The following is a 17,392-nucleotide window of genomic DNA, read 5'->3' as shown; positions in this document are numbered from 1 at the left end:
GTACAAAAAAAAGAGAGCCTTTGGCTCTCTTTTTTATTTTTAAAACTGGAATTTAAAGATATTAGATTCCAGTTTTAAAAAGCAGATCAATTGACCTGCTCATTTCCCACACGTTGACGAAACTTCTGCCCCGCACGGAAGGTCACTACACGGCGTGCAGAAATCGGAATCTCTTCACCCGTTTTCGGGTTACGGCCTGGACGTTGACGCTTGTCACGCAACTCAAAATTACCAAAACCCGAAAGTTTTACTTGCTCGCCTGAGATGAGCGCCTGGCTAATCTCATCGAAGAACAACTCAACCATTTGTTTTGCTTCACGACGGTTTAAACTCGTGAGCTCACTTAAATGATCAGCCATTTCTGCTTTAGTTAGTGCTGTCATGAAGCCCTCAATGTCGCTTGGTAAGTGTTTTCTAACACTTGAAGGATATTATCCATACCTGATTTAATTTCAGCATCTTCCAGTGTACGGCTTGGATGCTGCCAGAGAAGTGCAAATGCCAGTGAGCGTTTCCCTTCTTCTACTCCTTGTCCAGTGTACACATCGAACAACCAAGTTGAGTCTAAAAGCTCTCCGCCTGTTTTTTCGATAAGTCCCTGAATTTCGCTAACATTAATCTTATCACTAATTAAAAGCGCAATATCACGTCGAACCGATGGAAAACGTGATAATTCTGTAAAATTAGATACATAAGTTTGCAAAACAGCCGCTTGATCCAATTCTGCTACCCATGTGGTTGCCAGATCAAGTTCGTCTTCAAGTGAGGGATGTAAACGCCCCAAGTAACCAATTGATTGACCATTCACGAGAATTTCTGCGGATTGCCCTGGGTGCAACCAGCTACGCTCTGAACGCACATATTCTACTTTGACACGACCAGCAGCCAGAATTTCTTCTACATCACCCTTAAAGTCAAAGAAGTCCATTGGCTGTGCCTTACCATGCCAAGACTCAGCATGACGTGAACCAGTCGCAATCAATGCAAAAGTTGGAATCTGTTTTAAATCATGGATGCTGCTGGCTTCTTGATAGTCGAAACGCAGACCGAGCTCAAAGAAACGTACACGGCTTTGCTGGCGGTTGACATTGTACTGAACACAAGGAATCAGGCTAGACAGCAAGGTTGAACGCATCACAGCCAAATCACTTGAAATTGGATTAGCTAATGCTAATGGATTCACACTGGAATTAAGTTGCTTTTCAAGTTTTAGGTCTGAGAAGCTAAAGCTGATCGCTTCTTGGTAACCTAAAATTACGGCAGTTTGACGGAGTTGGCCCAACTCAAATTGATCTTGGTATTTCGCCAATTTCACATCAATCACAGGCAGACTGATTTGAATATTGTCATAACCGTGAATACGTGCCACTTCTTCAATCAAATCTTGATAGATCACCATGTCATAACGATGTGATGGCGGCACTACAGACCACTCACCTTCTGCTTTTACTGTAACTTCACAACCTAAACGGGTTAAAGCATCAGTAATGAACGCTGAGTCAACACTATAACCTAGCAGTTGATCGACTTGGGCTTGATTCAATTCAATTGCGTCACGTGTTGGCAATAGAGCCGCATTTTCGGCAACTGTAATTGGTCCGAACTCGCCGCCCGCAAGTTCCGCAATCAATTGTGATGCGCGGTGCATAGCGATCAATGGCAATTCAAAATCGACACCACGTTCATAACGCTGAGAAGCATCGGTATGCAAGCCAAAGCTACGTGCACGACCCGCAATATGCAGTGGCGCGAAGAATGCAGATTCCAGGAAAATTTCAGTGGTTGCATCGCTGACTGCTGAAGACAAGCCGCCCATAATACCGGCAATGGCTAATGCTTTTTCATCATCTGCAATCACCATCACTTTTTCGTTGAGTTCAACTTCTTGTTCATTGAGCAAAACTAACTCTTCAGCTTCCGTCGCTTGACGTACATGTACCGCACCTTGAACTTTACCGCCATCAAATGCGTGTAGCGGTTGACCAAGCTCGATTAATACATAGTTGGTAATATCGACCAGAATGCTGTGCTGACGAATACCTGAACGTGCCAATGCACGCTCCATCCATACAGGAGTCACAGCCTTGGTATTGACGTTCTTGATGACACGACCCAAATAGCGTGGGCAGCCTTCAGTCGATACAACGACTTTCTTTTCTTCGCTAATAGTCGCAGCTACTTCTTTAATTTCAGGGGCAGTTACTGGCAATTGGTTAATCACACCAATTTCACGTGCGATCCCGCGAATACTGAAGCAGTCCCCACGGTTCGGTGTAATGCTGATGTCAATCACGTTGTCATCAAGGTCTAGATATTCACGAATGTTCATACCTACTGGTGCATCCGCTGGAAGCTCTAACAAACCATCAATTTTATCTTCTAAATCGATTTCTGAAGCGCCGCACAGCATGCCTTGTGACTCGATACCACGTAGCTTGCCTTTCTTGATTTTGAAATCGCCTGGAAGTACTGCACCAATGGTCGCAACTGGCGCTTTCATGCCGGCACGTACGTTTGGCGCACCACATACAATTTGCAGTGGCTCACCTGAACCGATATTGACAGTGGTCACACGCAAGCGATCTGCATCAGGATGTTGTTCTACTGTCAGGACTTCCCCCACCACTACACCAGTAAATGCTTTTGCTGCAGGTGCAAGCTCATCGACTTCCAGACCCAACATGGTCAATTGATCAGAAAGTTTTTCGCTATCGATGGCTGGGTTAACCCATGTGCGTAGCCAATTTTCGCTAATTTTCATTGATATAAAACCTGTAATTCAAATCTCTAGAATCCCCCTCTGCTCCCCATTTTCCAAAGGGGGAGAACTCCATCTATTTCGCGGAGTCCCTCTCCTTTTTAAAAGAAGAGGTTAGGAGAGGATTATTAAAAAGTTTTAAGCAAACTGGCGTAAGAAACGCACATCGTTTTGGAAGAACATACGTAAGTCATTTACGCCATAACGAAGCATTGCAAAACGTTCAACACCCAGACCAAAAGCAAAGCCTTTGTATTTTTCAGGATCAATGCCTGCAGCTTGCAGCACATTCGGATGCACCATACCGCAGCCCAATACTTCTAACCAGCGACCGCGTTCATCCATAATATCCACTTCCGCACTCGGCTCGGTGAACGGGAAATAAGATGGACGGAAACGTACTTTCAAATCTTTTTCGAAGAATTCGTTCAGCAGGTTAATCAGCAAACCTTTCAGTTCCGCGAAGCTGGTATTTTCAGCCACGTATAAACCTTCGATCTGATGGAACATCGGCGAGTGAGTTTGATCCGAATCACAACGGTAAACACGGCCCGGACACACGATCTGGATTGGTGGCTGCTGTGTTTCCATGGTACGAATCTGCACACCAGACGTATGCGTACGCAGCAAATGGTTCACATCGAAATAGAAGGTATCGTGCATGGCACGCGCCGGGTGATGACCCGGAATGTTCAGTGCTTCAAAGTTGTGATAGTCATCTTCAACTTCAGGACCTGTTGCAACCGTAAAACCTGCCTTGGTAAAGAACTGGCAAATACGCTCTTGCACCTGGGTCACTGGATGGATACTGCCCACCTGTTGGCCACGGCCTGGTAAAGTAATATCAATGGTTTCGCTTGCCAGTTTTTGTTCTAAGGCAGCTTTATGCAGTTCTGCCTGACGTGATGTCAATGCAGCGGTAATGGTTTCACGTACAGCATGGATTTGTGCGCCGAAGACTTTACGTTCTTCAGGATCCATTTTACCAAGCGACTTAGATTGTTCCGCGAGCTGGCTTTTTTTCCCCGTAAATTGCACTCGTACTTGATCAAGTGCAGCAAGGTCTTGAGCTGCTGCAATCGCAGCGAGCGCTTCAGTGGTCAGGGCTTCCAGTGACATAGTAACTCTCAAAGCAACAGGTTAAAAAATATTTTAAAAACCCCACATTCTAACAGTTTTTAGACACTTTGATGAAGATGCGTTTTAAGGAAAATTAGATTGGCATGATTAAATATAAAAAGTATAAGATAAACACAATATCAATCAGATCAAATCACTATGGCACTCGATCAAATTTGGAAACAGCAACTGACCCTCGTCACTTACGGCAATGAGTATTTGACTCAGGACCTGAGTTTCAATCGTTGGATTCAACATTCCATTTTTAATCAACATCAGTTTGCTTTTCGGGATCTGATGTCACAACATCTGCTGGCCCAGCATTTCAAGATCTGGCTGGAAGGGCTAAAAAAACAAGGCGTGCGTCGCCTTAGCTTACATCGCTCTGATTTACTGGTTGATGAAAAAAATCCGAATGCCAATGTCGAGCTACTGCCACTAGCACATTTTATTGTCAGTCATAGTGCCAAAGCCAAAACCGCCTGGATCATTGGTAAAGAACTGCCTGAATGGTACAGCGCGGACAATGACTACGAAGCCCCTAAATCACAGCAATCCCCTTTACGCCATGAAACATTCTGGTGTTATGAGTTAAATCCCAAACTAGCCAAGCGCATTGATGTGGATCTAGAAGCGCCAAACTGGGATGATATCCAGACCTATACCGATCATGAACTGTTTGAAAGTAGCCTTGCCCAAGATTTTACCGAGCCGGCGTATACCAATTTGCCTTATTATGGCACCATGCCTGCCATTCAGACCGATAGCGAAAGTCATTTGGCCTTAATTCCCAATGACTATTCAGCGGATTATGCTCACCAGACTTTGTATCGCCTAGACGCCTTAAATGACTTTATTCAAACGAAAATCCAGCATCCCTATCGTGCAGATGGCGAAGTACTCAGCCCGGAGCAGCAACTTAACCTGCGACATTTTTCGCAAAAAATTGATGATTTAAGTGCTAAATTCATCAGCAAAGTCGCCAACCACTATAAAACTGCACAGCTAACACCTAAAGTTGCACCTGATCCATTTATCGGTATGAGTACCGAAGACCGCTCACCAAAAATTTCTAAAGCAGAAAAACCTCAGGACCCAGGCAAATCCAGTTCATCTGCAAATGTGCTGACCTTAATTGTGATCACTGTGATTATCTGTCTGATTGGCTACTATTTCGGCCTTTAACATTTTGCCAGAAAAGCTTGAACATCACGGGCAGAATTCAATGGATATTTTGATATTCATGAGCAGGCATCAACTTGAAATAATGCTGACGATTTTGTGATAGGTTTTCATCATCCATCAGATGATGGAATCACGACTGAGTATCTGTCTTAAAATTTCAGCATTATTTGAATGAGCCGAAGCTGTCATTTGCTGATCGCCCGGAAATGCTCTCTTAATTGACCGGTGGAGATATTGAGATAAAAAGATAAATCAGCCATACACTTCTAAGGGCTGATTTATTTTCTATCGTCTTTTCCCAGGTTTTAGATTTTTCTACGTTGAGCCAGCTGGGCCAGAGTATTCAAAAATTAAATGTCCCACTGATAACATAAGTCTTTAAGATTCTCGCCCAGATCGCTGGCATCTCCTTCACTGACAAAATAGGCGCCGGTCTTTTCATAAAAATAACGACTGGAATTCAGGTTCAATACGCTGCACTGCATATACTGGTAGGATTTTTCTCGACTTAAACCCAGACCCAATTGAACCAAATCACGTCCAATGCCGCGACCTTGAATATTTTGAAGCAAATAAAGTGCTCTCAATTCACTAATTGGTGCATCCACTGGAAAATTAAAGGCAGCAAATCCGAGCACCTGAGCATTTTCTTCATAGACAAATACCTGTCGATTTTCCTGTTCAAGCACAGAACGCTACAAGGCGGCTCTTTGTTCTACACACAATGCATCTAAAATTTCTTGTTTGATGATGTTTTTATAGCTTTCACGCCAGCTTTGTACGTGCACTTGGGCAATCGGCAGGACATCCTGTTGAGTGGCAAGTCGAATCATTATTTTTAAGCCTTATGTTTGATTATGCAGTTTAACAATGACTAAAAAATATAGGATTTACAATATTGATTTTTAAATAATATTTAAAATGACTACTTTTATTTAAGCATAAAAAAGACCGCTAAAAGCGGTCTTTTCAAGTCATAAAGACTTATGCAGCCAATGCATCTTTAGCTTTAGAAGCTAAAGCAGCAAACGCAACTGCGTCATGCATAGCGATGTCAGCAAGTACGCGACGGTCGATAATCACTTGAGCTTTTTTCAAGCCAGCGATCATACGGCTGTACGACAAACCATTTTGACGAGCACCAGCGTTGATACGTGCAATCCACAAAGCGCGGAATTGACGTTTCTTCTGACGACGGTCACGGTAAGCATATTGACCAGCTTTGATTACCGCCTGGAACGCTACGCGGTAAACGCGTGAACGAGCACCATAGTAACCTTTAGCGCGAGCAAGAATTTTTTTGTGACGGCGATGAGCCTGTACACCACGTTTTACACGAGCCATTTATAATCTCCTTAGATGTACGGGCACATACGACGAACTGAAGCAACGTCACTTACGTGAACCATTACACAGCCGCGCAATTGACGAATACGCTTAGCAGATTTTTTGGTCAAAATGTGGCGTTTGAACGCTTGTTTACGCTTAAAACCGTTAGCAGTCGCTTTAAAGCGTTTAGCTGCACCACGGCGAGTTTTCATCTTAGGCATAACAACCTCTTTTGAACACCTGTTCGGCTCGTTTGCACCATTACAAAACGACCTGCAGGTAAGGGAGCGAGTATTCTAAAGCATCTTTGTTTAAAACAAAAGCATCTTCAGCCAATAAGCGAATTTAAAGAATGATTTCGCTCTGAAATAATATCCAAGACTGGATCAAGAAAATAGCTTCAGACTTAGAACATGGCAAAGGCCGCATAGACAAACAGATAACGTCCAATTTTAGCGATGCTGACCATCAGCAGAAAACGGGCGAAGTTTTCTTTTAATAGTCCCGCAATTAAAGTGAATGGATCACCAATAATAGGCACCCAGCTCAGCAGTAAAGACCAGTAACCATATTTCTGATAGGTCTTTTGCGCCTTGAGCATCTTGTCTGCTGAAACCGGGAACCACTTTTTATTCTTATAATGTTCAATCTTGAGACCCAGATACCAGTTCACACAGGACCCCAGTATATTCCCCAAACTGGCCACCGCAATTAACAGCACTGTATGCTGCTTACCCTGCACTAAAAGCCCCAGTAGCACAGCTTCAGACTGTAAAGGCAGTAAGGTTGCTGCACCAAAGGCCGACAGAAACAGTAAAAACAGGCTCATTACAGCATTAACGGCTCAGGCCCATTTTTTTCTTGGCTTTACTGTATTCCCAACTGGACCAAACGACTGCAGTCACCATCGCCATGATCCGCGCCCACTTATACTGCTCATTAAGCGGTGCAATTGCAGCACGTAAAATCTGCTGATCTTTGGTATTTAGGGCAGCAATCACCTGATCAATATGCACAATTTCAGCAATATACAGCACTAAACATGCAGCAATGCCGAAAAGAATGCTCCAGTAAATTCGGGTATTACTTTCAACAATCTTGGTAAAGTTCAGAAGAAAATCGTTCATATATCCATCCAATAAAAAACCACCGTAAGGGTGGCTTTATTTGCTTAAGGCTATTTTAGCATAAAGGCAGACGCTTAACTGACCTGTATCGCCAGCGCTTTCTGAACTGCAGGACGAGCATTCAAGCGATCAATATATTTAGAGACTTCTGGATAGTCTTCCAGATTAATCTGCTGCCAGTCATGCCGTAATAACCAAGGGAAAATGGCCATATCGGCAATCGAGTATTCGCCAGCCACATACTCCTGCCCGACCAGCTGCTTATTCAACACCCCATATAAACGCTTGCTTTCATTGACATAGCGCTCTGTGACATAAGCAATTCGCTCAGGTACAAAACGGCTAAAGTGATGATTTTGCCCGAGCATCGGCCCCAAACCGCCCATTTGCCACATCAACCACTGTTCAACCTGAATACGCTTCACTTCATCAGTTGGATAAAACAGACCTGTTTTGCGACCCAGATATTGCAAAATCGCCCCTGACTCAAAAATTGAAATGGCGCGGCCATGTGGCCCATCCTGATCAACAATTGCCGGGATTTTATTATTGGGAGAAATAGCCAGAAAATCGGACTGGAACTGGTCATTTTCCAGAATATTGATGGGAATAATTTGATATTCCAGCCCCATTTCTTCTAGAGCAATACTAATTTTATGGCCGTTGGGGGTGCCCCAATAATATAAATCGATCATTTTCTTCTAATACTCCCTGCACTTTTACTATGCGACGATGTACTCAACATAGAGGATTTAGAAAGAAACAACAAGTCTGCATTTTAAAATTATTTTTCAATAAATATCAAAATCTTATTAAAAATTTATATATTTTTTTCTTTTTGATCTTGAAAATTTCAGCTCCAAACACATATTTATTTCTGCATAAGGATTGCGTCAATCTTATGCGCTGTTGATGTCTGACATGACAGATCTTATTTTCTTGTTTTTATAACTTTGCTTTAGTGAGAAGGTTCTAATCATGAGTAACTTAAATCTTCATCCATTATTTCGTCGTAGTATTGGCTTTGATCGCTTGAATGACTTTATTGACTATGCCATGCAAAGCGATGCACCGAATTACCCACCGTATAATATCGAAAAGCGTGGTGAGAATAATTACCGCATCGTGGTGGCAACTGCGGGTTTTCGTCAGGAAGAACTCGACATTCGTCTGGAAAATAAGTTGCTGACCATCCTAGGCAAGCCTGAAAACCAGAGCAATGACAGTATTGAATTCCTGTACAAAGGCATTGCGCGACGTGCATTTAAATTGTCTTTACGTCTGGATGAATATATTGAGGTACAACAGGCAGACTATGAAAATGGTTTATTGATCATTGACTTGCAGCGCATTATTCCAGAAGAAAAATTGCCACGTCAAATCCCGATTGGCAATAAACTGCTCATTGCAAACGATGAAAAATCAGTGGAATAAGCTTGATTAAGTACGCAAAGGAAGGTCCGAAAGGACCTTTCTTTTTGGCTACAGATTACCTAAGCTCATTAAGGCAATACGCTTTCTGATCATAAAAATAAACCATGAATGTGCCAGAAAACATCCTGTTTCATCAAGCTAGCCCGATCATGCGCACTACGGGATATTTGCTGTTTTGTTATCCGGTCGGAATATTCAGCATTTTTTATTTCAGCAGTGTGCGTAGCAATTCCAGTTTTTTCCAAGGACTATTATTTTTATGGCAGGAGTCTCCTGACTTTTATATTTATATTGGCGGCTTTCTTGGTCTTTCGCTGCTTATGCAGGGAACCAAACTCAAAATAACCTCACAAGCCATTTATTATACTTTGGCCGGTTTCCGCATCAGCCTGTGCTTAAAACGACATTCCGTACAGTATAGTTTTCTGAATCCGCGCTATGATTCTCTCAAAGCGCACCTCAAACGCTGGCTCTATAACATGCCAGCGCATGTGATTAGTCAACGCGATGGCACTTTGGATTTTAAATTGTGCCAGCCCGGTCTGATGAATCAAATTTGTCTTGGATTTTTCCGGATTCAGCTGTCGATGTTTTCCCGCCAGCAAGCTCAACAGATTATGTACGCCATACAAAGCGCCTGGAATTTTAAAGAATAAAAAAAGCCCTGCATATGCAGGGCTTTTTTCGCTTAATGAGTTGTCCCGTCCTGAAATAAGTTTACACCTTAAGAGACTTATTTTATGGAACATAAACGAGAACAACGAGTTAAACGTACACAACGTGACTATAGCTTTGCCTTTAAAATGATGGTGGTACATGAAGTAGAAAAAGGGCAAATTACTTATAAGCAAGCTCAGGCAAAATATGGTATTCAAGGAAGATCAACTGTGCTGGTATGGTTACGCAAGCACGGACAACAGGACTGGACTTCGAATATGCCGACTTCTTCTAAACGCCAATTGACACCCCAACAACGAATCCGCCAATTAGAAAAGCAGTTAGCCGCAGAAAAGCTTAAAACTGAATTTATTCAGGATGTGATTTATCACATTGATAAAGAATGTGGGACTGATCTTGGAAAAAAGTATACCGAGCACGTTTCAAAGATTGGCAAAGCCAAAGAAGACTAAGCGTTTCACGTTATTGTCAGTGGTTGGGAATCACCCGACAAGCTTATTATCAAGCAGAAAAACGTGCTCAAATGACTGCACAAGCAACTGAACAAATACTTGAGTTGGTTATGGAATATCGCTGTCTCATGCCAAGTATCGGAACACGTAAGCTGTATTGGCTTATTAAAGGCAAATTGTTGCAACGTGGTTTAAAGTGTGGACGGGATCAGTTATTTAAAATATTGAAAGAAAATAACTTATTGATTCGCCCTAAGCGTCGCTATACAAAAACTACGGATAGCAAGCATTGGATGAAGAAGCATCCAAATTTATTAAAGGATTATTCAGCGGTGCAAGCCAATGAAGTCTTTGTTAGTGATATTACCTATGTTGAGAGTGCTGAAGGTGTGCATTATTTATCCTTGGTGACAGATGCTTATACCCGACAGATTAAAGGTTATAAGTTATCGAATGATATGCGTGCAGAGAATGTTGTGCAGGCACTACATATGGCGATGCAGCATGTGACAGATCGGGCAGCCAGGATGATTCACCATTCAGACAGAGGCTCTCAGTATTGCTCTGAGCTATATCAATCGGCATTGCGCCATTATGGGATATGTCCTTCCATGACAGATGGCAAGGACTGTTATCAGAATGCATTAGCAGAGCGAATTAATGGAATATTAAAGCAGGAGTTTTTAACCACGCGATGTCAAACCATGAAGGAGTTAGATCACTTAATTGCGGAATCTATCATGATTTACAATTGTTATAGACCGCATTTAAGTTTAAATATGAACACCCCGAATCAGATGTATGAGCAAACAAAAACCGAGCTAATTGCTTAACTCGGTTTGAAGTGGAATACTGTCAATCTATTTCAGGACAAGACAAGTGCTTACTTTTTCTTTTTAGGACCAAGTAGCATACCCATTTGACGCCCTTCCATTTTCGGCATCTGCTCAACAGTACCGAATTCAGCCACGTCAGCTTCAATTTTTTGCAATTGAGCTAGACCCAACTGTTGGTGCGCCATTTCACGACCACGGAAACGAAGCGTGATTTTCACCTTGTTACCTTCTTCAAGGAACTTGATGATTGCACGTAGTTTTACGTTGTAATCACCAACATCAGTACCCGGGCGTAGCTTGATTTCTTTCACCTGGACTTGATGTTGTTTTTTCTTCGCTTCTTTCTGCTTTTGCTTAAGATCAAACAAATGCTTGTTGAAGTCCATAATCTTACATACTGGTGGCTCAGCGTTTGCTACGATCTCAACAAGATCAAGTTCAACACTTTCTGCTGCGCGTAGGGCGTCAGCTAAGCTTACAATCCCTTTTTGCTCACCATTTTCGTCGACAAGACGGACTTCTTTCGCACGAATTTCATCATTCAAGGCAGGACGGTTTGATTTGTTACCGCCCTGTTGATTACGGTCAGGCTGTTTAATCGCTGTTACTCCACAATGTACCGGCCGCGTTCGGCTACGGCTGCTTTTACTAGGTCAACGAAAGCATCGATTGACATAGTACCCAAATTTGTTCCTGAGCGGGTACGCACGTTTACGGTACCTTCCTCTACTTCACGGTCCCCAAGTACCAGTAAGTAAGGAATACGCTCTAATGTACGTTCACGAATCTTAAAGCCGATTTTCTCATTTCTCAAGTCAGAAATTGCACGGATACCGTTTTCTTTAAGTTTTGCGACGACTGACTCACATGCCTCAGCTTGAGAATCGGTAATGTTCATCACACACGCTTGCATTGGTGCCAACCAAGGTGGCATGAAGCCTGCGTAGTGTTCGATCAGTATACCAATAAAACGCTCGAAACTGCCAAGAATTGCACGATGTAACATTACTGGCTGATCGCGGTCATTATCTTCAGTGACATAAGAAGCATCTAGACGTTCTGGCAAGTTAAAGTCACACTGAATGGTACCACACTGCCAGACACGACCTAAGCAGTCTTTCAGAGAGAATTCAATCTTCGGACCGTAGAATGCGCCTTCGCCTGGTTGAAGTTCCCACTCAAGACCTGCAGCATCTAAAGCATCTGCCAAAGATTTTTCTGCCATATCCCAAAGCTTGTCATCACCCACACGTTTTTCAGGACGCGTCGACAACTTCATTTGTACTTCTTCGAAGCCAAAATCTTTGTATACATCCAGTGTCAATTTGATAAAGTCTGCAACTTCAGGACCAATCTGTTCTTTGGTACAGAAAATATGCGCGTCATCCTGAGTAAAGCCACGCACACGCATAATGCCATGTAAAGAACCTGATGGTTCGTTACGATGACATGAACCAAACTCTGCCAAACGTACAGGAAGATCACGGTATGACTTCAAGCCTTGGTTGAACACTTGCACGTGACAAGGACAGTTCATTGGCTTCACCGCATAGTTGCGATTTTCAGAATGCGTGGTGAACATGTTGTCTGCATAGTTGGCAGCATGTCCTGATTTTTCCCACAGCGTGAAATCGACAACTTGCGGGGTACGGATTTCTTCGTAGCCATTGTCTTGCTGAACTTTACGCATGTATTGTTCAAGCACTTGATAAATGGTCCAACCGTTCGGATGCCAGAACACCATACCCGGTGCTTCTTCCTGCATATGGAACAAATCAAGCGCTTTACCAATTTTACGGTGATCGCGTTTTTCTGCTTCTTCAATACGTTTTACATACGCTGCAAGCTGTTTCTTGTCTGCCCAAGCGGTACCGTAAATACGTTGTAACTGTTCGTTTTTCGCATCACCGCGCCAGTAAGCGCCAGAGATTTTAGTTAGCTTGAATGATTTTAAGAATTTAGTGTTTGGAACGTGCGGACCACGACACATATCCAAATAATCCTGGTGGTAGTACAAGCCCATTTGAGTTTCTTCAGGCATGTCTGCAATCAAGCGTAATTTGTATTCTTCGCCACGTGCTGTGAATTCTGCAATCACTTCATCACGAGGAGTCATTTTTTTCACAACTTCATAGTCTTGATCGATGAGCTTTTTCATACGCTCTTCAATCGCTGCCATGTCGTCTAATGTGAATGGACGTGGCATCCAGATGTCATAGTAGAAACCTTCTTCAATGACAGGACCAATTACCATTTTCGCTTCTGGGAACAATTGCTTAACAGCATGACCGACCAAATGCGCGCAAGAGTGACGGATAATTTCCACGCCTGCTTCGTCTTTAGGCGTGATAATTTGTAAGGTTGCATCTTCAGTAATCAAGTCAGACGCGTCAACAAGACGATCGTTTACACGACCTGCCACTGTATTTTTTGCAAGACCAGGTCCGATGCTAAGCGCAACGTCCATCACAGATACGGCGTGATCAAATTGTTTTTGATCGCCATTGGGTAAAGTGATAATTGGCATAAGAAAATCCTTAAGGAGTGATGCCCCGTACCATGGGGCATATCACCGCGAGATTATGATCGAGGAGAACCTCAAAAGATAAAAACGGTGGATAAATAAAAATCGACTTGAATTTTACACGTCTTAGCCACGGGATTAAACCTTTTCACCTAGAAAATTCGCGATTTGGCTCATTTTGAATTTATTTGCCAATACTTTGCCTTTACTCAGATCAGGAAATTTTCGGCTTTGTTTTTATTCTCTAAAGCTATCCCATATTTCGAATTTGCTCTGTATGTAAGCATAAAGCTGAGCGAATTGCGGAATAATCGCTTCACTCTGAGTCGGCCTTAAAAACACATAATCATCCACTGCAATGTCACACGGTTTAGGCACCTGAAGCATTTCCTGATTGCTGCTGCGGCCATACAACACATGCGGCCGGCTTTTTTCAGGATAAATATAATCTGCTCGCCAATAACCACCATACACAAACAAAGCTTTATATTTATGTGGAAGATGATTCAGTAGCTCCAAACCGGGCAATTGGCTATAGGGCAAAACTTTCAATACTGGAGTGGCAATCCAGAGTGCACATTTGAGTTCCGATAAATGATCCAAATCAAAATCACTCGGCTTGACCAACATGGAACCAAAAGCCAGATCATTGCATTCGCTCTGCTGGCAATGCTGCATAAAGGTCGGACTTCCACCTCCGTTAAAGCACAGACCCTCATGCCATAAATCCGGGAATTGCTGCTGAAGAATGGCTTTGTAGTGTTGATAAGTGTGTTGCGATTGTTGATAACTTTTTTCAGGACTTGTTATGATTTTTGCTCTGTACACGACAAAAATAGATAACTCATTGAAATAATGTCATAATAATTGTTTTCTAACGACGAATACTATGACACATCTCAATGAGTTATATCTTATCTTAAACAAATATCTAAAATGGAACAAGTCACATTTAAAGTGCTTTGCGCTCATCATGCTTGTGATTATTTTAAAGCAAACATGTAATCTTTCTTCTGCATCTAAAGCCTTGCCCATCAAGTGCTTACCACAATCATTTTATCGACGTATGCAGCGCTTCTTTGCAGGTCAGTATTTTGATTATCGTCAAATTTCTCAGTTGATTTTCAATATGTTTTCATTCGACCAAGTGCAACTGACTTTAGATAGAACCAATTGGAAATGGGGAAAACGAAATATTAATATCCTGATGCTCGCAATCGTTTATCGTGGAATAGCGATACCTATCCTTTGGACATTGCTTAATAAACGTGGAAATTCAGATACGAAAGAGCGTATTGCTTTGATTCAACGCTTTATAGCCATTTTTGGTAAAGACCGTATTGTGAATGTGTTCGCAGACAGAGAGTTTATCGGTGAGCAGTGGTTTACATGGTTAATTGAACAAGACATCAACTTCTGCATTCGTGTTAAAAAAACTTCATTGTCACCAATCATTTAGGAAAGAATCATAAAATTAGTGATTTATTTCGCCATCTTAAAGTTGGTCAAATTGAATGTCGTAAACGACGGATTTTGGTTGGTCGGGTGAAACTATATATAAGTGCACTACAGTTAGAAAATGGAGAGCTTTTACTCGTCGTTTCTCCTCAGTTTAATGCCAATGCTATTCAGGATTATGCATTACGCTGGGAAATTGAAACCTTATTCAGTTGTCTCAAAGGACGCGGGTTTAATCTTGAAAATACGCGCTTGACAGACCCTAGACGAGTGAAAAAATTGATTGCGGTGTTAGCTATAAGCTTCTGTTGGTGTTACTTAACGGGTGAATGGCAACATGATCAAAAAAAAGCGATAAAAATAAAGAAGCATGGACGACTCTCAATGAGTTTATTTCGCTATGGTTTAGACTATGTTCAAATGGCGATTCAGCGTTTAATTGGTTTTGGGAAAAAAGAAGAGTTTAAGGAAATTTTGGCAATTTTAAGAAGGCAGAACCCTGATAGGATAAGGGTTCTGTGAAATTTGTCGTGTACAGAGTGATTTTTGGTAACTTTGCGACATGCGCGTCATAGCCCATCAAACCTGATAGTTTTAAATGCTTTGAATGTTGTTGAATCAGCTTAAGCAATGCCACAAATTGCTGCGAATTTTGTACTCCACCACGATGCAAACCGACATCAATTTCAATATTTACATTCAAACTGATGTCGAGTTGTTGAGCGAGCTGCAGATATTGTTGTAATCGCCCCAGATCATCAATCAGCCATTGAATATAAATATCGTGTTGACCATTGCTTTGATAAAACAGTTCTACTGCCCGGATCGGCATAGACTTACCCAGCAAAATATCGGCTTGTTCAAAGGCTTGGATAATCTCTGCGAGATGCGGAAGATGAAACAGCATAAAACGCTGAGTATTCAGTTTTTCACTAGCCAGTTTAAGCAACTGCATATTGGCCAAGGATTTCACCACCAAGCGTGGTTTTAACTGCGTAGGTAATTTTGACTGTACATAGTCCAAATTATATTGATAAGTTTTTACATCTAAAATCAGTTGCGGCGTGCCTGTTCCCTGCTGTTTTAAATCCTGGGTTAATTGCTGAAAATAATTCGGTTGCATCGCCATTTCCTAATTTTCAGGCAAAAAAAGCTGCTTTAAGTACGGATTTAGCCATTTTTGCTTGGGATCCAGTTGCTGACGCAGCGTCATAAAATCGTCCCATTTCGGGTATAAATTCCGAAGTGAAGCTGCGCTCATGGAATGCAATTTCCCCCAATGTGGCCGTCCCTGATATTTCTGCAAAATAGGTTCGACCAAATCAAATACGGCATGGTAATCCTGTTTATAAAACTGATGGATGGAAATAGAAACTGAATCACGCTGATAAAAAGGACTCAGCCAGATCTCATCGCCTTTGACATAACGGAACTCGATCGGGAAAAACATCGGCACCTGATGTTTACGTAAAATATGCAGAATCTCGTCCAGACACTGCAAGCCTGAATCAACCGGAATCTGATATTCCATTTCATTAAATTTGGTCTGGCGCGGGGTCGGAAAAATCCGGGATGACCAATCTACATAGCAAGTCGATTTAACAAACACACTCAGCAGTTTTTGCAGATAGGGATTTGTCTTTGGGAAAAGTCGCGTCAATTCCGAACATACGGTTAATAAAGTACCTTCCGAAGGCCAGCTTTCCTGTCTCGGCTGAATGTCATCCTCCGTGTCATCCAGGGTTTTCAGTATCACCTGATCGGCATGCAGAAAAGCCCAAAACTCAATATGTCGGTGCTGATGTTTCCATTGACCAATATGGGTAAATATGTCTTTTAATGAACAGAGCTGGATCTGTTCTTTTAGTTTATATCGTGGTCGATTTTGCAGGGTTATTTGGGTCAATATGCCCAAGCTGCCCAACGCCACCCGTCCAGCCTGAAATATCTCAGCATTCTGCTCACGATGACATTGCAACAGCTCTCCATCCGCGGTCAGTAATTCAAAGCCTTCCACGAAAGCAGAGATGCAAGGTAAATCGATGCCCGTGCCATGCGTTCCGGTAGAAATCGCTCCGGCCAGACTTTGCTGGTCTATATCGCCCTGATTGATTAAGGCCTGATTGATCGGTACCAGATCTTTCCCCAAATCATATAAACGCGTCCCGGCCCGCACGGTGCATTGGGTTTTCTCTTGATCAAAGGCAACGATACCTTTTAACAAATCGAGATTAAGCAACACCTCATCTGTCTTGGCCAATGGGCTAAAGGAATGTCCTGCCCCCACTGCACGAATATGTGCATGCGACTGCACCATACCACTTAATTCATTGATATTTATTGGTTTAAATATATGGACTGCACTAAACTGGCTCCCCGACCAGTTTCGCCAGACGTCATTCGCCTGTTGTATTTTCATTATTCTTCCTTGGCTGATATTATTTTAATCGCTCAATTAGAGTAAAATACCTAAAAAATCAAACTTGGGAACC

General features: G+C 42.3%; 18 protein-coding genes and 2 pseudogenes. 5 read left to right on the top strand and 15 right to left on the bottom strand.

The genetic code is table 11. The annotated features are described in order from the left end of the window. Positions 1-86: 86 nt before the first annotated feature. The 3 genes from F891_RS02605 to pheS form a co-directional block, all read right to left on the bottom strand. Positions 87-383 carry an integration host factor subunit alpha gene (locus F891_RS02605; RefSeq protein WP_004278269.1) on the bottom strand — a complete coding sequence of 99 codons (297 nt, stop codon included), beginning with the start codon at positions 381-383 and terminating at the stop codon, positions 87-89. Continuing rightward, entirely contained in the window at positions 380-2,761 is a 2,382-nt protein-coding gene (gene pheT, locus F891_RS02600) for a phenylalanine--tRNA ligase subunit beta (RefSeq protein ID WP_005261902.1), read from the bottom strand. The genes F891_RS02605 and pheT overlap by 4 nt, the downstream gene beginning before the upstream one ends. 135 nt (positions 2,762-2,896) lie before the next feature. Beyond that, positions 2,897-3,877, bottom strand: a complete 981-nt coding sequence (gene pheS / locus F891_RS02595; RefSeq protein WP_004278272.1) for a phenylalanine--tRNA ligase subunit alpha — start codon at positions 3,875-3,877, stop codon at positions 2,897-2,899. Positions 3,878-4,036: 159 nt separating this feature from the next. Here pheS and F891_RS02590 point away from each other — a divergent pair, with 159 nt between their 5' ends. After that, positions 4,037-5,062: a hypothetical protein gene (locus F891_RS02590; protein ID WP_005261900.1), complete on the top strand. Its 1,026-nt coding sequence runs from the start codon at positions 4,037-4,039 to the stop codon at positions 5,060-5,062. A gap of 350 nt (positions 5,063-5,412) precedes the next feature. Here F891_RS02590 and F891_RS02585 read toward each other — a convergent pair whose 3' ends face one another. From F891_RS02585 to F891_RS02560, 7 genes are all read right to left on the bottom strand, one after another. Next, positions 5,413-5,751 (bottom strand): GNAT family N-acetyltransferase, encoded by a 339-nt coding sequence (locus F891_RS02585; protein ID WP_005250784.1) that lies wholly within the window; start codon positions 5,749-5,751, stop codon positions 5,413-5,415. A 6-nt stretch (positions 5,752-5,757) separates the two neighbouring features. Beyond that, a complete protein-coding gene (locus F891_RS18235) occupies positions 5,758-5,895 on the bottom strand; it encodes a hypothetical protein (RefSeq protein ID WP_005250783.1) in 138 nt (45 codons plus the stop codon). A 151-nt stretch (positions 5,896-6,046) separates the two neighbouring features. Next, positions 6,047-6,406 carry a 50S ribosomal protein L20 gene (gene rplT, locus F891_RS02580; protein ID WP_004647525.1) on the bottom strand — a complete coding sequence of 120 codons (360 nt, stop codon included), beginning with the start codon at positions 6,404-6,406 and terminating at the stop codon, positions 6,047-6,049. Between the two features lie 11 nt (positions 6,407-6,417). Further along, positions 6,418-6,612, bottom strand: a complete 195-nt coding sequence (gene rpmI / locus F891_RS02575) for a 50S ribosomal protein L35 (protein WP_004278281.1) — start codon at positions 6,610-6,612, stop codon at positions 6,418-6,420. 185 nt (positions 6,613-6,797) lie between these two features. Next, positions 6,798-7,220 (bottom strand): YqaA family protein, encoded by a 423-nt coding sequence (locus tag F891_RS02570; RefSeq protein WP_005261897.1) that lies wholly within the window; start codon positions 7,218-7,220, stop codon positions 6,798-6,800. A 7-nt stretch (positions 7,221-7,227) separates the two neighbouring features. Continuing rightward, positions 7,228-7,518, bottom strand: a complete 291-nt coding sequence (locus tag F891_RS02565; protein WP_005261895.1) for a hypothetical protein — start codon at positions 7,516-7,518, stop codon at positions 7,228-7,230. Positions 7,519-7,592: 74 nt separating this feature from the next. Beyond that, a complete protein-coding gene (locus tag F891_RS02560) occupies positions 7,593-8,213 on the bottom strand; it encodes a glutathione S-transferase family protein (protein ID WP_005261893.1) in 621 nt (206 codons plus the stop codon). 283 nt (positions 8,214-8,496) lie between these two features. Here F891_RS02560 and F891_RS02555 point away from each other — a divergent pair, with 283 nt between their 5' ends. From F891_RS02555 to F891_RS17155, 3 genes are all read left to right on the top strand, one after another. Beyond that, entirely contained in the window at positions 8,497-8,952 is a 456-nt protein-coding gene (locus F891_RS02555) for an Hsp20 family protein (protein ID WP_004732955.1), read from the top strand. Between the two features lie 104 nt (positions 8,953-9,056). Beyond that, the gene (locus tag F891_RS02550; RefSeq protein WP_005246030.1) at positions 9,057-9,608 is read left to right on the top strand and encodes a hypothetical protein; all 552 of its coding nucleotides are present in this window, start codon (positions 9,057-9,059) and stop codon (positions 9,606-9,608) included. A gap of 84 nt (positions 9,609-9,692) precedes the next feature. Beyond that, positions 9,693-10,915 (top strand): IS3 family transposase gene (locus F891_RS17155; protein ID WP_148335412.1). Its coding sequence is split into 2 segments (ribosomal slippage): positions 9,693-10,029 and positions 10,029-10,915, totalling 1,224 coding nucleotides; the frame shifts between segments, so codons are not numbered across the junction. Positions 10,916-10,965: 50 nt separating this feature from the next. Here the strand turns inward: F891_RS17155 and infC are convergent. From infC to F891_RS02525, 3 genes and pseudogenes are all read right to left on the bottom strand, one after another. Continuing rightward, positions 10,966-11,517: a translation initiation factor IF-3 gene (gene infC, locus F891_RS02535; protein WP_071850398.1), complete on the bottom strand. Its 552-nt coding sequence runs from the start codon at positions 11,515-11,517 to the stop codon at positions 10,966-10,968. Positions 11,518-11,522: 5 nt separating this feature from the next. Next, positions 11,523-13,445: a threonine--tRNA ligase gene (gene thrS / locus F891_RS02530; RefSeq protein ID WP_005261889.1), complete on the bottom strand. Its 1,923-nt coding sequence runs from the start codon at positions 13,443-13,445 to the stop codon at positions 11,523-11,525. 234 nt (positions 13,446-13,679) lie between these two features. Beyond that, a pseudogene (locus F891_RS02525) lies at positions 13,680-14,255 on the bottom strand (hypothetical protein); the annotation flags it as partial. A 76-nt stretch (positions 14,256-14,331) separates the two neighbouring features. Here F891_RS02525 and F891_RS17150 point away from each other — a divergent pair. Next, positions 14,332-15,422 (top strand): IS4-like element ISAba1 family transposase gene (locus F891_RS17150; protein ID WP_085940413.1). Its coding sequence is split into 2 segments (ribosomal slippage): positions 14,332-14,872 and positions 14,872-15,422, totalling 1,092 coding nucleotides; the frame shifts between segments, so codons are not numbered across the junction. A gap of 19 nt (positions 15,423-15,441) precedes the next feature. Here the strand turns inward: F891_RS17150 and F891_RS02515 are convergent. Next, positions 15,442-16,023: pseudogene (locus tag F891_RS02515) on the bottom strand (alanine racemase); the annotation flags it as partial. A gap of 9 nt (positions 16,024-16,032) precedes the next feature. Continuing rightward, the gene (locus tag F891_RS02510; RefSeq protein ID WP_005261886.1) at positions 16,033-17,319 is read right to left on the bottom strand and encodes a D-arabinono-1,4-lactone oxidase; all 1,287 of its coding nucleotides are present in this window, start codon (positions 17,317-17,319) and stop codon (positions 16,033-16,035) included. Positions 17,320-17,392: the final 73 nt, after the last annotated feature.

The organism is Acinetobacter sp. CIP 101966, from assembly GCF_000369725.1.
In the GTDB taxonomy this organism is placed as follows: domain Bacteria; phylum Pseudomonadota; class Gammaproteobacteria; order Pseudomonadales; family Moraxellaceae; genus Acinetobacter; species Acinetobacter lwoffii_Q.
Note: the sequence above shows the minus strand (reverse complement) of the source record. Positions and strands in the feature narration are given on the sequence as shown.